13 protein-coding genes, 1 tRNA gene and 2 pseudogenes are annotated in these 17881 nt (G+C 56.4%); 13 read left to right on the forward strand and 3 right to left on the reverse strand.

Annotation, left to right across the window (positions count from 1 at the left end; genetic code table 11):
- The first annotated feature begins 82 nt into the window (after positions 1 to 82).
- The 9 genes and pseudogenes from QMX97_RS03680 to QMX97_RS03720 all read left to right on the forward strand — a co-directional run bounded on the left by QMX97_RS03680 (position 83) and on the right by QMX97_RS03720 (position 10793).
- On the forward strand, positions 83 to 2371 hold the full coding sequence (locus tag QMX97_RS03680) for an acylase (RefSeq protein WP_282396048.1): 2289 nt from the start codon (positions 83 to 85) through the stop codon (positions 2369 to 2371).
- Positions 2372 to 2583: 212 nt separating this feature from the next.
- Positions 2584 to 2657 (forward strand) — tRNA-Cys (locus tag QMX97_RS03685).
- 369 nt (positions 2658 to 3026) lie between these two features.
- On the forward strand, positions 3027 to 3551 hold the full coding sequence (locus QMX97_RS03690; protein ID WP_023658735.1) for an RNA polymerase sigma factor: 525 nt from the start codon (positions 3027 to 3029) through the stop codon (positions 3549 to 3551).
- On the forward strand, positions 3548 to 4387 hold the full coding sequence (locus tag QMX97_RS03695) for a FecR domain-containing protein (protein ID WP_003210519.1): 840 nt from the start codon (positions 3548 to 3550) through the stop codon (positions 4385 to 4387). Before QMX97_RS03690 ends, QMX97_RS03695 begins: the two co-directional genes overlap by 4 nt.
- Positions 4388 to 4478: 91 nt before the next feature.
- The gene (locus tag QMX97_RS03700) at positions 4479 to 6878 is read left to right on the forward strand and encodes a TonB-dependent receptor (protein WP_282396053.1); all 2400 of its coding nucleotides are present in this window, start codon (positions 4479 to 4481) and stop codon (positions 6876 to 6878) included.
- Positions 6879 to 7367: 489 nt separating this feature from the next.
- Positions 7368 to 7844 carry a hypothetical protein gene (locus QMX97_RS03705; protein WP_282396060.1) on the forward strand — a complete coding sequence of 159 codons (477 nt, stop codon included), beginning with the start codon at positions 7368 to 7370 and terminating at the stop codon, positions 7842 to 7844.
- Between the two features lie 36 nt (positions 7845 to 7880).
- Positions 7881 to 8158, forward strand: a pseudogene (locus QMX97_RS03710) (hemolysin secretion protein D); the annotation flags it as partial.
- Positions 8159 to 8244: 86 nt separating this feature from the next.
- A complete protein-coding gene (locus QMX97_RS03715; RefSeq protein WP_282396061.1) occupies positions 8245 to 8793 on the forward strand; it encodes a hypothetical protein in 549 nt (182 codons plus the stop codon).
- 482 nt (positions 8794 to 9275) lie between these two features.
- Complete coding sequence (locus QMX97_RS03720) at positions 9276 to 10793, forward strand: hypothetical protein (RefSeq protein WP_282396062.1); 1518 nt, start codon at positions 9276 to 9278, stop codon at positions 10791 to 10793.
- An 801-nt stretch (positions 10794 to 11594) separates the two neighbouring features.
- On the opposite strand, the gene QMX97_RS03725 is transcribed toward QMX97_RS03720, so the two are convergent.
- The 3 genes from QMX97_RS03725 to QMX97_RS03735 all read right to left on the reverse strand — a co-directional run bounded on the left by QMX97_RS03725 (position 11595) and on the right by QMX97_RS03735 (position 14512).
- Positions 11595 to 11846: a hypothetical protein gene (locus QMX97_RS03725; RefSeq protein WP_282396063.1), complete on the reverse strand. Its 252-nt coding sequence runs from the start codon at positions 11844 to 11846 to the stop codon at positions 11595 to 11597.
- Between the two features lie 423 nt (positions 11847 to 12269).
- Entirely contained in the window at positions 12270 to 13208 is a 939-nt protein-coding gene (locus QMX97_RS03730) for an alpha/beta hydrolase (RefSeq protein WP_120448726.1), read from the reverse strand.
- A 92-nt stretch (positions 13209 to 13300) separates the two neighbouring features.
- Positions 13301 to 14512, reverse strand: coding sequence for an MFS transporter (locus QMX97_RS03735; RefSeq protein ID WP_120448725.1), 1212 nt, complete (start codon positions 14510 to 14512; stop codon positions 13301 to 13303).
- A gap of 174 nt (positions 14513 to 14686) precedes the next feature.
- Between QMX97_RS03735 and QMX97_RS03740 the strand changes: the two genes are divergently transcribed.
- From QMX97_RS03740 to QMX97_RS03755, 4 genes and pseudogenes are all read left to right on the forward strand, one after another.
- Entirely contained in the window at positions 14687 to 15607 is a 921-nt protein-coding gene (locus QMX97_RS03740; protein ID WP_120448724.1) for a LysR family transcriptional regulator, read from the forward strand.
- A 241-nt stretch (positions 15608 to 15848) separates the two neighbouring features.
- Positions 15849 to 16326: pseudogene (locus QMX97_RS03745) on the forward strand (integrase); the annotation flags it as partial.
- A gap of 289 nt (positions 16327 to 16615) precedes the next feature.
- A complete protein-coding gene (locus tag QMX97_RS03750) occupies positions 16616 to 16915 on the forward strand; it encodes a hypothetical protein (protein ID WP_282396068.1) in 300 nt (99 codons plus the stop codon).
- A gap of 136 nt (positions 16916 to 17051) precedes the next feature.
- The gene (locus QMX97_RS03755) at positions 17052 to 17834 is read left to right on the forward strand and encodes a DUF4253 domain-containing protein (RefSeq protein ID WP_282396069.1); all 783 of its coding nucleotides are present in this window, start codon (positions 17052 to 17054) and stop codon (positions 17832 to 17834) included.
- Positions 17835 to 17881: the final 47 nt, after the last annotated feature.

A 17881-nucleotide genomic window follows, 5' to 3' on the forward strand; every position in this document is an offset into this window, starting at 1 on the left:
CTAAATTGTCCGCGGCTTTTTGCGTCCTTACGGTGGGGTAGCTACCCCTGGTGAGGGTGTTCAATTTGACTGTGGAGTCTGCGTGATTATTTCCAACGGGTTGTCCAGGGTGTGCGTGGCGGGGCTGTTGCTGGGGTTGAGCCTGGCCGCATCGGCGCGGGAACAGTCGACACAAGCGTCGGCGGATATTCGGCGGACCAGTTTCGGCGTGCCACATATTCGTGCCAGCGACGAGCGCGGCCTGGGCTTGGGCATTGGTTACGCGTATGCCCAGGACAACCTGTGCCTGCTGGCCAATGAGGTGGTGACGGTGAATGGCCAGCGCGCCAAATTCTTCGGTCCCGAGCAGTCGACCCTGGAGGAACGCAACAACCTGGCCAGTGACGTGTTTTTCACCTGGCTGAACACACCGCAGGCCGTCGCCGCGTTCTGGAACGCGCAAAGCCCGCAGATCCGCCAGCGCATGGAAGGCTACGTCGCCGGCTACAACCGATACCTGAAAGAGCAGGGCGCTCCCGCGCAGTGCCAGGCGGCATGGGTGCGGCCGCTGGAGGTTGGCGACCTGGTGAAGCTGACACGCAGGTTGTTGGTTGAAGGCGGTGTCGGCCAGTTTGCCGAAGCCCTGGTAGGCGCGGCACCGCCTCAGGCAACCGCCAGCATGCGGCCGACTGCCAAGGCCTTTGCACTGGCAGACGCCCAGCAACAGCGCTTTAGCCTGGATCGCGGCAGTAACGCGGTCGCGGTCGGCCGAGAGCGTTCGTTCAATGGCCGTGGGATGTTGCTGGCCAACCCGCATTTCCCGTGGGTGGGTGGCATGCGTTTCTACGAAATGCACCTGACCATCCCCGGCCAGCTCGATGTGATGGGCGCCGCATTGCCCGGCCTGCCGGTGATCAATATCGGTTTCAACCAGCATGTGGCGTGGACCCATACGGTGGATACCTCCAAGCACTTCACGCTGTATCGCCTGACGCTGGATCCCAACGACGCCACGCGCTACCTGCTCGACGGCAAATCCATTGCCCTGGAGAAAACCACGGTGACCGTGCAGGTCAAACAGCCGGACGGCAGCATTCAACCCGTGGTGCATCCGGTCTACAGCTCGCAGTTCGGCCCGGTGGTGCAATGGCCGGGCAAGCTCGATTGGGACAACCACTACGCCTTTAGCCTGCGCGATGCCAACTTGGGCAACGACCGCGTGCTGCAGCAGTGGTACGCGATGAACCAGGCCAGCGACCTCAAGGCCCTGCAAACCTCGGTGCACACGCTGCAAGGCATTCCATGGGTCAACACCGTGGCCGCCGATGACCAGGGCCAAAGCCTGTACATGAACCTGTCGGTGGTGCCCAACGTCAGTGCGGCGAAATTGGCGCAGTGCAGCGACCCGCGTGCCGGCCTGCAGATGATCATGCTCGACGGCGCCCACAGCGCCTGCGCCTGGGATGTGGACCCGCGCGCGGCCCAGGCCGGCATCTTCGCCGCCGACCAATTGCCACAACTTGCGCGCACCGACTACGTGCAGCACTCCAACGACTCGGCCTGGATGGCCAACCCCAAGGCGCCGCTGACCGGCTTCTCACCGGTGATCAGCCAGGACCACATCGGCCTTGGCCCGCGTGCGCGTTTTGCCCTGCAGCGGCTGCAGTCCCTGGAGAAGCAACCGATCCGCGTTGCCGACTTGCAGAACATGGTCATGGACAATGAGGTCTACCTCGCCGGCCAGGTCATGCCTGACCTGCTCGAGTTCTGCGCCAAGCAACTCGGTGCCGACGCCACCACGTTGCAACCGCTGTGCAGCCGCCTGAGCACCTGGGACCGGCACGCCAACCTCGACAGCGGCCTGGGCCTGGTGCACTTCATCGATCTGGTCGAACACCTGCAGCAAATCCCCGACGCCTGGCGCGTGCCCTTCGACCCGACCCAGCCGCTGACCACACCACGCGGCCTGGCCATCGACCGCGCGCCTGTTGCCCAAGCCCTGCGCGAAGCCATGCTGGCTTCCAGCGCAGCGGTCGCCAAACTCGGCCTGGGTGCCGACAGCCGATGGGGCGATATCCAGGTGTCCGGCCAGACCCCGGTGCATGGCGGTCCGCAGGAATTGGGGATCTACAACGCCATGCAAACCGTGCCTCGCGCCGACGGCAAGCGCGAAGTGGTCAGCGGCAGCAGCTACCTGCAAATCGTCACCTTCGACGACCAGGGCCCCCATGCACAGGGCGTGCTGGCATTCTCTCTGTCGAGCAACCCCGCGTCCGCGCATTCCAAAGACCAGACACAGTTGTTCTCACAGCAAAAACTGCGCACGCTGCCCTTCACCGACGCCCAGATCAAGGCCGACCCGGCGTATCAGGAACGGCGCGTACAGGAGTAGGGCAGGCACGCAACCCCTTGATCCCCATGCGAAATATTTTTGAAATCAAGGGGTTGCAGGCAAAAGCAAATGAGTACATAATGGCGCCCATCGAACGCAACGAAGCATTAAAAACTTCAATGTATTCAATAAGTTAGAGTAGAGGCAGGGTTTTATAGCCCACTCAAGTTTTTATGCGGTGAATGTCAGTGGTAAGGGCATTGATCGTTTGAGGCCGAGTAGCAAAATGGTTATGCAGCGGATTGCAAATCCGCCTACGCCGGTTCGATTCCGACCTCGGCCTCCACTCTTAGAAACCCCGTAGATTAACGTCTACGGGGTTTTTTATTGCCTGGGATTTGGGCAATCACTTCCGCAATTTTTTGGATCGCTTCCACAAGTAGCCTGTTTTTAGCATCGAGCTGACAGAGAACTTTCACCGTTTTTGTTATGAGCTGCCTTCGCTCCCTAGCCATAGCTGCATTCAGATTAGGTTCTTAGGAGCGACAGCTTTCGGCCCAGAGTGTGTAAAAACGCTTCGCCAAAATTGAAGTGTGCGCGTCTACGTTAAATCTGAAATTTATCGGCACGTCAGCAGTAGCCTTGAACTCCCCCTCGCTATCTCCCCCTCAACCCTTTATGATGAGATCTATTCTCATAAACGCCAGTTCTCGGAATGCCCACACATCACCCCCTGATGGCCGCCCTGGCTCTCCATTACGACGACCTAGTTGACTACATCAAGCGTCGCTTCCACGGCCGAGACTTCGCACGCGACTTGATGCATGAAGTGTGCGTGCAGATGCTGGAGAAACCACCCCGCGACCCCATCGCCACGCCTTTGGCATTCCTGCGTAAAACGGCGTTCAACCGCGCCATCGACCGTATTCGTGCCGAGCGTACGCGGCAGGCTCATTTAAATGGCCATGTGCCCGAGTACCTGAGCGTCGACGATTGGGACGGCGCCCAGGCGCTGGATTTCGAGCAGCAGCTGGCGGCGTTGCTAGACATCATCCAGGCGTTGCCCGTGCGTCAGCGGCAGGTATTCCTGCTGCATCGCATCCATGACATGTCGCAACGGGAGATCGCAGAGGAGCTGGGAATTTCGGTGAACATGGTGACCCAGCATTTCGGGCGGGCCATGAAGACCATCGGTCAGCATTGGGAGCCGGCGCGCCGAGCCCTTCGGAAAAACCCATGAATTCCTCGCCTTCCCGTGACCCCAAAAACGATCTGCTGCAGCCGTTCGCGGACGCTTTGCGTGAGCGCGTGCCGTCCAAGGAAACCTTGCTGGCCGAAGGTAAAGCCTTCACCAAAAGCCGCCGCAGCAAACAGAAATCCCTGGGTGCCGGATTGTTGGTCCTGGCGCTGGCAGGTGGCTTGTGGCAGTTGGATCCGGCCTGGCAGACGGAGGATGTGCAGGTCGCCATCGGCCAACGTCAGGAAGTTCGTTTGCAGGATGGTAGCTTGGCGATGCTCAATTCCGGCGCTCATCTGCGTATCGAAAAACGCCTGCGCAGCCGTCAATTGGAATTGCTGAACGGCGAAGCGATGTTCACCGTGGTACATGGCGATTCGCCGTTTATTGTGCGTAGCCAGGGCGTACGAGTGCGGGACATAGGCACAATATTCAATCTACGCAGCGATGAGCGTGGGGTGGATGTGGGTGTGATCGAGGGCAGTGTCGAGGTCAACAATGACCACACCGCGCCACGCCTGCTGAAGGCGGGCGAGCAGGTGCGTGCCACCGCTGAAGGGGTCGGCACGGTGGCACCGGCAAGCCGCGAGGCGCTGACGGCCTGGCAGCAGGGTAAGTTGCGCTTCGACGGTACGCCACTGAGTGAGGTCGTGCGCGACCTTCAGCAGTACCGCGAGCAGCGTATTAAAGTGGCCAACACAGCCACCGGTGAACTGCGCCTGTCGGGGGAGTTCGACAGCAAAAGCGTCGAGACACTGATCGAAATGCTGCCGCGGATTCTACCGGTGAGCCTGATACGTACCGCCGATGGCCGCGTGATTCTTAACAAGACTCGCTAACAGACAAGAATTATTTTCAACACGACATCAAGATTCCTACAGCGTCATACGCCATTGCCCATAGAGAGCACTTTCATCACTGGGGATCACAATGGGTAAGAACACGCGAGTGCAACGTCTGGCATTACTGGCTTCCAGCCTGTTACTGGCGGGGGCCGCCAATGCGCAATCCGCCACCTACCGCTTGGATATTCCCGCGCAAGCGCTGGATAAGTCCCTCAATGCGCTGGCGCAACAAACCGGCAGCCATGTGCTGTTCGCCACGGATATCGCCGAGGGCCGGCAAGCCCCGGCGCTGCACAGCCAGATGACCGTGGAGCAGGCCCTGCAAAGCCTGATCGGCCAAAGCGGCCTGCAGGTGCAGAAGGTCGACGACGGCAGTTATTTGATCGCCCCATCCGCCAGCGATGACGCGCTCAACTTAGGCGCAACCACGATTCAGGGGCACGCGCTGGGTGTGACGACGGAGAACTCCGGGTCCTACACTACGGGCGCGACGAGTACGGCAACCAAGTTGCCGCTTACCCTGCGCCAAACACCACAATCAGTGACGGTGATCACCCGCCAACAAATGACTGATCAGGGCTTGGGCACAATCTCTGAAGTATTGGGGCAAACCCCCGGTGTGTCGGTGATGCATGACGACAGCGAGCGCTTCAACTTCTATTCCCGTGGTTTCGCGCTGAATAGCTTCCAGTACGACGGCGTGCCTACTTCAGATTTCACCACTAACACCAACGGCCTGGGTGTGCGGGACATGGCCATCTATGACCGGGTGGAGGTCGTACGCGGCGCCACTGGATTGATGAGCGGCGTCGGCAGCCCGGCGGGCGTGGTCAACTTAGTGCGCAAGCGTCCTACCACGGAATTCCAGGGGTACGTGTCTGGCAGTGGCGGTAGCTGGGATCGCTATCGCACTGAGATGGACCTGTCCGGGCCCCTCACGCAAAACGGCGCAGTGCTGGGTCGGGTCGTCGCGGCGTACGACGACTCCAACTCCTTCATCGATTACTACTCGTCGAAGAAAAACGTGTTCTACGCCATCGGTGAAGCCGACATCAGCGACAACACCATGGTGTATGGCGGTATCGACTATCAAAAGATCAACTCCAACGGTTCCAGCTTTGGCCAGTTGCCGTTGTTTTACGCCGATGGCACGCGTACCGATTTTTCCCGCTCGAAAAACCCGGCGGCCAGATGGGCCTATGCCGACAGTGAAAGCACCAAGTACTTTGGCGGTGTCGAGCATCATTTCGACAATGACTGGATGCTGCGTGTCGAAGCCAGCCACTGGAAAGGCGACACCGAGCAACTGCAAGGCAACCTGATCGGTTGGGGCCCTTACCCAGACCAAACGACCCGTCAAGCCCAGTTGTTCCGTAGCCACAAGACCTATGTCATCAACACCGATTCGGTGGATGCTTATTCCACCGGGCCGTTCTCCTTGCTCGGTCGCACCCACGACTTGATCCTGGGGCTTAATGTCAGCGACCGCCGCTCGGATTACTTCTCGCAAAATGCCGATGCAACCTCTGCGCGCCCGAGCGTGGACTTTGACAACTGGGGCAATAATGCGCCTCGCCCTACGTCCTTCGTAACCTGGAGCTCCCAGGATTATCACATCAAGGAAGTCGGCGCTTTTGGCGCGGTGCGCCTCAAACCTACGGACGATCTGTCCGTTATCCTAGGTAGCCGCGTCGTCAACTACAAGCGCGAAGGCGAGCTGGGTTATAACTCTGACCCGGCCAACCCTGACCATGATGATGCCAAGAAAACCGGCAAGGTCATCCCCTACGCTGGCGTGGTCTATGACCTGACTGAGCAGCATTCGGTCTATGTCAGCTATACCGACATTTTTGAACCGCAAAGCAACATCGATATCAGCGGCAAAGTCTTGGAACCCATGGCCGGCAAGAACTACGAGGCTGGCCTCAAGTCCGAGTTCTACGGCGGTGCATTGAACACCAGCATCGCGGTGTTCAAGACCAAGCAGGACAACTTTGCGCAGTACGTAGGCAGCACCGACGACGGTCGTGATGCTTACGAGGGTGTGACCAATACCACCAAGGGCTTTGAGTTGCAGGCCTCCGGCGAAGTATTGCCGGGCTGGCAGGTACTGACCGGGTTCACCTATTCCCAGCCGCGTGATGAGCAGCACAACCGTATCGACTCCCAGCGCCCTGAGCGCCAGTTCAAGCTGGCAAGCACCTACAAGCTCAACGGTGCGCTCAAGGACCTGACCGTTGGCGGCAACGTTATCTGGCAGGGCAAGACATACTTCGTCAACGAGTCACTGGAATCGGAGGCCAAGGAGGGTAGTTTTGCCGTGGTCGGTTTGTTGGCACGTTATGACATCGATAAGCACCTGAGTGCCTCGCTTAACTTCAATAACATCTTTGATCGCGAGTACTACACAGGCTACGGCCTCTACAACAGCTACTACAGCGGTGATCCGCGCAACGTGATGGTGGGGCTCAAGTACCAGTTCTGAAGACGCCTGCGCCATTCAACTGCCAGAACACCCGTCGATGGTGGCCAGGGAGAGTAGACGACTACGCTCCACTGGCCTATGGCACGATCAGTAAGCTGACTTTCCAACACGCATTATCGAACAACCAACATTTCAGGATCTTGTCCGCTTTGACGCGATATTCGCCTTGAATGAAGCATTTCATCAGGCAGTTCCTGCGTTAAAATCTCCAGCAATCATACACACGATGACATTTATGAAAGCGCCGAGAATGACTAAGACACATTCTTCTCACATGGCTCGAAAGCTAGTGAGACTTGGCAGGACTGTTAAACATGAATTCAAGGCTGACAACGAAACATACGAGTGGTATTTGGAATGGGAGCACGTTGAAGAGCTGTCTTAGGTTCAAGGTCCTCACTTTTGATGGCGTGCTCTGTGTAGCTAAAACTGAAAATACTCCTCACGGCGATACTTCTTACGACGATTCCACTTATTGGGAGCGCCACAGTGCCATGTACTTTTGAAAATAAGGGGCTGGGTGGTGGGCCGTCTTTTAAGTTTGATTTTTCAAAAGAAGAGTGCCGGCTCGTGGAGACCCGTGACGGCAGTGTTGTGACGCTTGCAGTTCAATATCCGGAGGTGAAATTGATAGGTGCCAGAGTGGTGGATGACTCTGTGGTTGTCTTGCGGATGAGCCATATTGATTCTGAAAGATACGACCAAAATGGAATCGTCGGAACGCGGGAGCCAGATAGGCGCTTGGGCACTATCGATATTTATGATGTTGGATCTGTCGAAATGTATCGTTTTCTTGGCAAGGACGGTGAAGTTGTCTTTGTGACGAATATGGGAAATACCTATTTGGCTAAAAGGCTTGTGGCGGGAGACGTATTTGTTTTTTATCAATATTCGACAAGCCACCAGGATTTTGAATATTTAGATGCGACTATCACGGATTTTTTAAGTCAGAAACTAGTTCGCTGAGGGACTGAGTATGAATCCTGTTGAGATTTATTCTAATCCACCAAGGTGGAAACCTTCACCTTCACTCTTACGGCACCGTCGAAGGGGAGGTGATCGGGGTGTCTAACGATGTGATAGACGATGAAAAACGTGGGCCCGTCTACAGCAGTCGTATTCGACTGAAAGAAGATCATTTGAATATCAAGGGAGAACGCGTTGCGCTGTCGCCGGGTATGTCGGTGACGGCGAAGGTCAAGACGGATCAGCGTCGGGTGCTGGATTACTTCCTGAGCCCTTTGCAGCAGCATGTTCAGGAGAATTTGAAAGAGCGTTAGGCGGACCATTTTCATTGATGGTGTTCGGTCTGGCGCGGCTCGAACCGTCTTAGCTTCAAGGTCCTCACTTTTCGCTGGAGTGTTCTGTGCAGCTAAAACTGAAAATACTTCTCACTGCGATACTTCTTATAACTATTCCACTTATAGGGAGCGCCACAGTGCCATGTTCTTTTGAAAATAAGGGGCTGGGTGGTGGGCCGTCTTTTAAGTTTGATTTTTCAAAAGAAGAGTGCCGGCTCGTGGAGACCCGTGACGGCAGTGTTGTGACGCTTGCAGTTCAATATCCGGAGATGAAATTGATAGGTGCCAGAGTGGTGGATGACTCTGTGGTTATCTTGCGGATGAGCCATATTGATTCTGAAAGATACGACCAAAATGGAATCGTCGGAACGCGGGAGCCAGATAGGCGCTTGGGCACTATCGATATTTATGATGTTGGATCTGTCGAAATGTATCGTTTTCTTGGCAAGGACGGTGAAGTTGTCTTTGTGACGAATATGGGAAATACCTATTTGGCTAAAAGGCTTGTGGCGGGAGACGTATTTGTTTTTTATCAATATTCGACAAGCCACCAGGATTTTGAATATTTAGATGCGACTATCACGGATTTTTTAAGTCAGAAACTGGTTCGCTGAGGGGCTAAGTATGAACTTTGTTGAGTTTGATTCGAATCAAAAGGCTGTGTTGCAGGGGTTTCAGGATGCCAAGAACTATCCTGCCGCCTATGAATATATGAGAAATATTGTCAATGAGAAGCTCCTTTTAGCGTCTGATGAAGCCACGAAAAGGGATCTAATCATCGCCTCTAATTGGCTCAAGGCTGCAAAGTCGATCAATAGTAATGATGGTTCTTTTTCAAATGAGATGGTGCGCGGTTCAATGTATGTCGCCGTCGATCTTACTGGGCGGAATTTGACTGATGCTGAATTTCAGAAGGCATCCGATCAGTTGGCGGCTCCTGTTGTGGGTTCGGTATTACTTACAGGAGCTATTTCAAGTATTGGTCAAATTATTGATCAGGATGTAAGCTCAGCGGTCAATGGACTGGGATTGGAAAAGTGGAACTGGGCCGGGACCTTGGGTGACATCCTTCCTGTTGCTTTAGGTGGTTTGGGCTATGGACTTTGTTCAGGTGACCGGCGAGACGAATGCCGAGCTTGTTCACAACTATGGTATTGCTCTTTTACAAAACGCAGGTGGGCTTGCTCGCTCTCTCTATCACGGGATAGAAGAGACGGGTGAAGTGGTTGTTATCGTTGCTAAAACAGTCGATTGGCAAAAGCTTATACTCATGCCTTTCCTGGGCCTTGCACCTGTTGGAACCCCTCTCCAACCCGATACAGCAGCGGCCATACGCGATATAGGTGTTAATGCTGACGGAAACTTGAAACTGACCGTGCCGCTTGCATCCAGTGCTGTTGGTGAAGCGACATTGCTCTACAAGAAAGATAGCGTTCAAATCAGCGTCGCCGGAATTTCCTTAATTGAGGTCCCGAAAGATTCGACTATTACCGTTGGAAAGCAAAACGTTTCTGTATCACACAGCTATGGCGACTTGTCGGCTACCTATCGTTTGACGGCTCAAGGGGTAGCCGTCGCATGGAGAAACGCCGATGGTGGATTGGCGGTGGAGCAGACCTACGGTTTCGATGGACTGCCTGTAAACACCACCTGGAAGCAGAACGGTCAAACGTTCACCGGACCTGCGCAGGATCTGGCCGCGTTCATCAGCCAGACGTCTACCCAAGCTGGCGTGTTGGTCTTGTCCCAGACCCTGGCATCTCAGCAGGCACAAATAGGAGCCCTATTGGCTGCACCTGCCGAGGGGGCATTCGCTGCTGCAGAAAATGCCCTGTCCTTGAAGGCTTTGCAGCATCGCCTGGCCCAGGAACCCTATTCTGATCGCTGGTCACCCACTGCATTGGGCGCCAGTATTCCTTTTGCACTGAGATTGTCGAACGGCTTACAGGCGGCAATCCAGCAAGTACTCAATATTGCTCAGCAAGGCTGGGGGACTTACAACGTTGGGGTCGTCACCATCCTACCATTGGAGGTGTCTGGATCTGGCCGATACCACCTGCCGCTGGTGTTGGACTTGGCGGGCAACGGCATAAAAATGCTGCCACCGTCACAAAGCAACGCCGTGTTCGATCATAACGCTGATGGGGTAAAGAGCGCGGTGGGTTGGGTGGGGGCGGACAACGGCATCCTGGTGTTTGATACCAATGGCAATGGCGCTATCGATAATGCAACCGAGTGGTTTGGGGAGTCCTTCTCGGTACCTGGAAGCAAGGCACCTGCAGGGCAAAATGGCTTTTCCGCGCTGGCGACCCTCGCCGCTTCTGGGAGTACGGTTTTCTCTCGGGATACCGCGTTGATCAACCCCTCGACCGGGGGCAGTTATTTTGACGCCGTTAAAGTTTGGGTGGATGCGGATCAGAATGGCATTTCTACACCTGACGAATTGAAAACATTGACGTCTCTGGGTATCGCATCCATTGACCTGATATCGACGCATGACGGCCGTCAGGTGGGAGGGGGGTTAATCGATTCCACCGCCGGTTTTACGTTCACCAATGGCACACGAAGAGATATTGCCGATATTGGGTTGGCCGAGAAAACCGAGGCCGCTTAAGGGGCCGCCCCCATCAACCCAGGCACCCTGATATTTGCCGATTATGCTTCCAAAGGTTATGCGGCGATGGCCGCAGGCCAGGCGCGCGGGGCTGACGCGGCTCTGGCAACGACGGCGCCTGACTTTGCAGGTTATACGGCTGCGTTGCAGGCCTGGTCAGTCAAGCAGCGTTATCGCAGCAGCCAGGGGTTTCCCAACCCTTTGCTCGGGGTGCGTGATCGAACGCTCATCACCTTCTATGAAGGTGAAAGTGGTGCCGAACAAGGGAGCACTGCCGGTAAGGAAGTGATGGCATTGCTACAGCAGGGCTCGACGTACTACGGCTCTGTTCGCACCACTCTGCAGGCCGTTGATGCGGGGGCGATAGCGCTGGACCAGGCGCAAACTGCGGCGCAAATTGGCAACGCAATGCCGAGTGCTGAGGCGCGTTCGATCGACCAAGCCAAGGCGCAGTCTGCCGCTATTTCATGGGGCGCCGCAGCGGCCTCGTATTTGACCACCTCAGAGGCGTGGGCTGCTTACACCGGCAGGTTGGAAGCCTTGCGCGGCCAGGTGAACAGCCTGGTTCCGGTGAATAAGAATTCAATCGGCCATTTACCCGGGAATAATACTTTCTTCTCCCCCGATGATGCGGGTTTCGCTGCGGATACCTTCACCGCTTACGCTGCCTTATTGCAATTGTCGAGGGACCTCAAAGTCGGTATCGAGACGTCTCTTGGGGCGTTCGCGCAATCGGCGGGTTATGCCAAAGCCTACACCGGGCTGTCTGGCGGGACGGTAACTGTCGACAAAGGCTACAATCTAATTCTGGCGGGTAACGGCGCACAACGCTTCGTGCTCAATGCCAGCGTCGATAATGTGCTGCTTAGCCAAGCTTCCGGGCAGGTGACGCTGCAAGGATTTCAGGCTGGCAGCGCTGGCGATCAGATTCAGTTGCTTTCCATTTTCTGAAAGCCACCTAGTGACCTCTTCTATTGCTGCACCCAGGGCATGCTGGTTGTGCAGAAGCAGAGCGTCTGCCGTGGCGATGTTGGAGTCTGAATTACTTGGCATGGATTCGTCCTTGATCGAGGCGTCTGCAGAGACTAGTCCACTGCAGCCGGATCATGCTCAACCAATCAATCTCGACGCTTTGTTTTCCGCACCCCAATAGCGCGCTAGTCCCATCTCAGAACCATATGGCCTTTTTTCAGACGCCAAAAACCACAAACCCCAAACCTTCTCTAGGAAAGCAGTAGTTTGCGCTTACTGAATGTGGCGATGAAGAAGCGATTCGAACTCCCACAAACCTTTTCCATCATCATTGCTTCTTGTGATACATCATAACTGTCCGCTTATGGCTGTAGATTCAACCGGTCGCTAGCTAACGTCCGCTTTTGGCCGACAGCGGTCAGTCGCGATCTGCTGCTTTCGGCCAGCAGCATAAGTTCAACGGGTTCGCTTTCGACAGCACCGAATGCCTGCCCGGAACGTGCTTCAAACATGTTTTTTTTCGGCTGCTGTCCCGAAGTGTCGATGGAGAAACTCGACCTGCGCGCGTAACACGTCGGCGAAACCTGCCCCGCCTTCGTAAACGTCATAGTGACCACCAGTGCTGCGGAACAATTCAGCCCGTGGAGCCTTGCGTGCAACCTTTAGCGCAGCAGGCACTGGCGCGATCGAGTCTGACTCCGGGACGACGAGCAGGAAGGGAACGCGCACCGACACGGCGCGGCGCACGGGGCGGCGCCACGAGAAACTCAGCAATGAACGCGCGGCCACCCGGTTATGCCATGGCGTCCCATCCTTCGGCGTCATGAGCTTTTCCCCGAACAAACCGTCAGGTGTGGCACCGATGGACAGTTCCCCGGGGTTGCCATGACCGGGAATGTAGATCGGCTGGCGGCCCACCAGGGCGCCGAGAACATCGAGCAGCGCCAACCCGAACAGTCGAACGCCAAGTTTTGGCGGGGCCATGATTGCTGCGGCCAAGCCGTCCGTGAGTGGCGCCTGTGTGATTGCTCCTGCCAGGCGAGTGTCCGAAGCAGCCAGTTCGACGACATGCATACCGGCAAACGATGTGCCCCAGATAATTACCTTGCGAGGATCGATGTAGGGCTGTCCTGCAGCCCAGCCGATAACCGTTGCATAATCCTCGCGCTGGCGCGGGACGGAGAGTACTTCCCGTGGTTGCCCATCGGAGCCACCGAAGTTGCGGTAGTCGAAGGCGATGGCGACGAATCCTTCCTCGCGAAAACGCTCCGCGAACGGGGCCAGTCCACATGCCTTGATCGCGCCGATGCCGTGGGCCATCACCACGACGGGGCGGGGGCCAGTCCCTGCGGGTAGGTAGACCCACGCTTCGATCTCGTCGCCTGACGTGGTCGGAATTCGTACAGTGATGCGCTCAAGGACGTTGTTGGTGAGGGTTGCCATGATCGTTACCTTCCAGTCATTACTATTCACGCCAACTGCGCTGCAACAGCACGCGACGCTCCGCCTACTTCGATATGGCTACTCTCTCGTCATCATGGTGATGCCCGGAGGTCTTTACCCACCGCCGCGCGATACTCGCTGCCACCACTACGCGCTAACTGCATGAGCAGCACCACGAGACCCAGGGCTGAAATCAACGCGCCCGCGAGGCCGGTGTACGAAATGCCCAGTGTCGCGAGCGTTGTGCCGCCCGCCCACGAGCCCAGCGCGATACCACAGTTGAACCCGGCGATGTTCAGCCCGGCGGCCACACCGTGGGCGTGCGGCGCATGCAGCTCGGCAACACCGATCAGGCGGGCTTGCAGGGCCGGCACTGCGGCGAAGGTAAACATGCCCAGCAGCCCGACGAGGATGCCCATCGCAATCGTCGAGGACGCGAAACCCCACATACCCAAGGTGATGAGCGCAATGCCGGCGATCAAGGCGACGCTTGTGCGGTTTACACCGAACCGGTCGCTCAGTGCGCCACCAATCACGTTGCCGGTTGCGGCGAGCACGCCATAGACGAGCATGAAGACGCCGACGGTGTGGCTGCTGACATGTGTCACCTGCGTGAGTAACGGGGCGATGTAGGTATAGGCAGTGAACGAGCCAGCATAACCGAGGACAGTCACGAGTGCCGCGAACAGCAGGACTGGGTTAAAGACTGCTTTAAAGGCTTGACCCACGGAGCCGCCACCTTCCCGGCCCTGAGCCCACGGTGGCTCCTTCATGCCCAGCAGCAGGCCAAGGAGGCCCAATGCACCGAATGCCCCAATTGCGCCAAGCACCGGGCGCCACGAGATCACGCCACCCAGATAGGTGCTGACGGGTACGCCAATTGCCATGGCAAGGGTGAAGCCGCCAAACACGACCGCTACCGCGCTGCCTGCCTTCTTCGGACCAGCAAGGCGCGCCGCCGTGCTGGAGGCCACCGCAAGGAAGAGTCCGTGCCCCATGCCTGCCACGAAGCGCGCAATCAGCAGGGTAGAAAGGTTCGTTGCAAAGGCTGCAGCCGTGCTACCGACGGTGAAGACCAGGACGGTCACCAGCATGACCCGTTTTCGCGACCACCCTGCCGTCAAGGCCGTCAGGAATGGGGCGGCGAAAGTTGCACCCAGTGCATAGGTGGTCACAGCGCTGCCAACCTGATTGACATCGACATTCAGGTTGTACGCCATGACGTCAGTCAGACCGATGGGCACGAATTCGGCAAGGCCCAGGGCGAATGCGCTGAGCGAAAAGATGTAAACGACAAATGGCATGATGGATCTCTCAAACGGCATGTGGTCGGAGCGAAGCCGACGGATACGAAACTTTAGAGAATTGCCTGAAATTGAAAAAATTATTATTCTTTGGTCTTAAGATAAATATCTTTATGGCTTGATTCGACGCTGCTCTCTGTCGCGAGAGCGTCGCAGCCAGGACGCTATGACCTCATGAGCCATCTGGATCACCTTCGTACTTTCATTGAGGCCTATCGGCTGCAGTCGTTTACCCGCGCGGCAGAGGCGCTTGGCATTACTCAGCCGGCGGCGTCCCAGCACATCCAGGCATTGGAGTCGTTTGTCGGGAAGCCCCTGTTCGTGCGGCGTGCCCGAGGCGTTACCGCGACAGAGGCGGCCGATGAATTGGCGCGCGCGATCGGACCTATGCTTGACGGACTGCAAATGCGGTTGGCTTCCTACCGCCTGGGTAGCGAGAGAGGCGGTACCGTACATATCGCCGGGCCATCCGACTTTATCAATGCGAAGGTCGCTGCGGGGCTGGCGCCATTGATGGCTCAAGGTTTCCGGATCCGCCTGCACACCGGCAACCGGGAGCGCATCTACAGCCTTCTTAATACCTCGACTGCCGACCTGGCGATCACCGCTTCCATGCCAGATGAACATTCGCACGGGTTTGCCAGGCTGCTCACCGAGCGCTTTCTGCTGGTGCTCGCGCCGCAGATTGCCGGCTTGCTCGGTAAACACCCGACCGCGGAACAGTTGACGAGTGTTCCGCTAATCGCCTATGACGAGGACCTGCCATTGATCCGGCCGGTGTGGGCCGCCATGTTCCAGTTTGCGCCCACGTTGCAGGCGGCGCTGACCGTCCCGGATCTTCGCATCATCCAGGACCTGGTCATCAAGGGACAGGGCTGGAGCGTGTTGCCTGACTACCAATGCAACGAGGCGCGGGAGTCGGGACGCCTGGTTTCGATCACCCCTGAAAAGACGGCGCCCACCAACAATCTGTACCTGGTGTGGAACAAAGCCTCAATGCGCAATCCGCGCATCGTGCATGTACGCGATTTCATCCTTGGTTTTTTCAGCGAGAGCGCCCGTGCGCATGCTCCTGACGGGGCGCTTTCAGGCTAACTATTCGACCCTGGCAACAGAAGTCGCTGGGCTTATGCCCAATTAACTTCAGCCGGCTACCGATAGGGCATTCCCGAACAGGATTACGTAATCGTCCAGAGCTAGCGAGGTCCCACGTTCAAGCGCTATATCGCTTGGCAAATAATTGAAATTTGTCTGTGTAGCAATGTCTGTTTTTGGCCGGTTAGCAACCCTTCCTCTGGTCAGCCATCCTTGTCCTTCGACACGTGTAGGACTAGTCATGAAAATCTTCGCTACCTGCAGCCGCCAGCCTTGGAACAAAGGAAAACTGGTCGGGCAGAAAGCGCCACTCCGACTGAGAGATATCTGGGTCATCAGGGTGAGGCTTCAAATTGCAGAACGAACCCGTGATCTTGCGCTCTTCGATCTGGCCATCGACAGCAAGCTTCGGGCCTGCGACTTAACCAAGCTTCGTGTGCGCGACGTCGCCCATGGCGAGCACGTATCACCACGCGCCATGGTGATGCAGCAGAAGACGTTGCGGCGAGTGCAGTTAGAGATCACCGAGCAAACACGGTTTGCTATCGCGGCCTGGATACACCAGGCCCAACTCCGGAGCGAGGACTGCCTTTTTCCGAGCCAGCTGCATACCTCGGACCATCTATCAACACGTCAATGTCAAAGGCTGGGTGGAAGCCGTTGGCCTTGATCCAGCCATGTATGGCACTCACACAATGAGGCGTATGAAGGCGTCGCTGAAGGCTGATAGCTGTCGGTCGTTCCGTAGTCTGCCCGCCATCTGTTTAGCTGGCAGCAATGGCCCGAGGAGGGGAGATAAGGATTGATCTTGATGCGGACATTTGCATGTGAAACAGCAGAATCAGTCACGTGATTGCCCTTGTCAGCTCGTACTGTCCGCTTCCAATCGTCAATTGTCCTGGCGGAACGTACTCAACCACCATTAGCCCGGTTGGACTGTCAACGCGTGGAACGACCCGCTATGCCTGTAAGTCTACCTGTATCTACTCATGGGTAAGGTACAGCGCAATGGATAAGACAATCACCGTCGATCAACTAACTACCACCGACCTTAGATCAATCAACGAAATATGGCTCGTCGGGACGCATACCCAGTTATGCCTATGGCGTGGCGAACAGGTCTTCACTCACGAGATGATGAGCGAGGGCACCCACGATCAGAATATCCGGCGCCTGTGCGTGCAGTTGGTCAACTCTGACGATCAAGCCGCCGTGGCCAGCGTTGAGGTAATTGTGCGCGAGCGGCTGGAAAAAATCGGGAAGGAGGGCGAGTTTTATCCCGCAGAGGAGGCTGATACTCATCAATAAGAAAAGGAGTATCGGCCATTCATGGGGAGGTAACCCAAGGCCTGTTTTCGCTTGCAAGCGTATCTTCCGCTGATGAGCCTGGAACGCTTAGGATTACTCACTCAATTCAGTAACACCATGGAGCAGTCAACAGGTTATGGAGATTGAATTTCGCGGTAATGGCATGCGTGACAACCCGTCTGTAGGTACATGCGATGAGTACGGTGTGAGCGGGATTACCAGCTTTGACGATCTCGCCGAAGCTCGTCGTAAGATTGCTGAGGCGCACCCTGGATTTACACCTCTGTTCTCGCTCGATGATCTGCACCAGGCCCGCTACACCTCGGGACATGCGCGCAACAATTCAGGGATGGACGATGCATCGGAGCAGGACATAGCGGGTTTACCGCCAGAGTGCTTCGAGAATGGTGAATACATAGGCTATCCGACTACGAAAGCGGAGTTCGCAATCTGTCTTCGCAATTTCATGAACCTGGTTGCAGCCACGTCTTTCGAAGACGCTTGCGCGCATGGTTTGACGCTGGATGAGCAGGCGCTGCAGGAGTGGGTCGGTTATCAGAACAACCCTGTCTCTCTTCTGGAACAGCCCCTTTCAGCTGTCGTGGTGCCCGTTCAGCAGTCTTGCCAGGCACTCGCGGCTTTTCCGAATGGCTATTTCACTTCCGACCTGGATCCAGCGAAGAACTTTGCGGTTGCGCGTCATTTTTCGGAAGCGCATGGCTTTGAGTTGATGGGCGTAGGTGCTTCTTACATCGGCTTCATTCGTGCTGAGCCGCTTGATACATCCTTAGCTAACGTCGTAGCCCAAGACTTCTGTGCGCTCTACAACACTAGCGATGAAGACCTACAAGCACGCGTTTGCGCAGTTGCACAGGCGATCGCCGGTCGGACGCATTTGTGGCTCCGTTACGTGGAATGAACTCCGTGCGCAGTAAAAGTGCTGCGCCGCTGATTTCATAGACGCCA

The organism is Pseudomonas sp. PS01298, from assembly GCF_029959745.1.
Classification (GTDB): Bacteria; Pseudomonadota; Gammaproteobacteria; order Pseudomonadales; family Pseudomonadaceae; genus Aquipseudomonas; species Aquipseudomonas aylmerensis.

Excerpts from the sequence above, each read along its gene's own strand:
- QMX97_RS03720 (WP_282396062.1), top strand. The coding sequence starts at position 9,276 with ATGGACTTTGTTCAGGTGACCGGCGAGACGAATGCCGAGCTTGTTCAC.
- QMX97_RS03735 (WP_120448725.1), bottom strand. The coding sequence starts at position 14,512 with ATGCCATTTGTCGTTTACATCTTTTCGCTCAGCGCATTCGCCCTGGGC.
- QMX97_RS03755 (WP_282396069.1), top strand. The coding sequence starts at position 17,052 with ATGGAGATTGAATTTCGCGGTAATGGCATGCGTGACAACCCGTCTGTA.
- QMX97_RS03690 (WP_023658735.1), top strand. The coding sequence starts at position 3,027 with ATGCCCACACATCACCCCCTGATGGCCGCCCTGGCTCTCCATTACGAC.
- QMX97_RS03725 (WP_282396063.1), bottom strand. The coding sequence starts at position 11,846 with ATGCCAAGTAATTCAGACTCCAACATCGCCACGGCAGACGCTCTGCTT.
- QMX97_RS03695 (WP_003210519.1), top strand. The coding sequence starts at position 3,548 with ATGAATTCCTCGCCTTCCCGTGACCCCAAAAACGATCTGCTGCAGCCG.
- QMX97_RS03750 (WP_282396068.1), top strand. The coding sequence starts at position 16,616 with ATGGATAAGACAATCACCGTCGATCAACTAACTACCACCGACCTTAGA.
- QMX97_RS03740 (WP_120448724.1), top strand. The coding sequence starts at position 14,687 with ATGAGCCATCTGGATCACCTTCGTACTTTCATTGAGGCCTATCGGCTG.
- QMX97_RS03730 (WP_120448726.1), bottom strand. The coding sequence starts at position 13,208 with ATGGCAACCCTCACCAACAACGTCCTTGAGCGCATCACTGTACGAATT.
- QMX97_RS03700 (WP_282396053.1), top strand. The coding sequence starts at position 4,479 with ATGGGTAAGAACACGCGAGTGCAACGTCTGGCATTACTGGCTTCCAGC.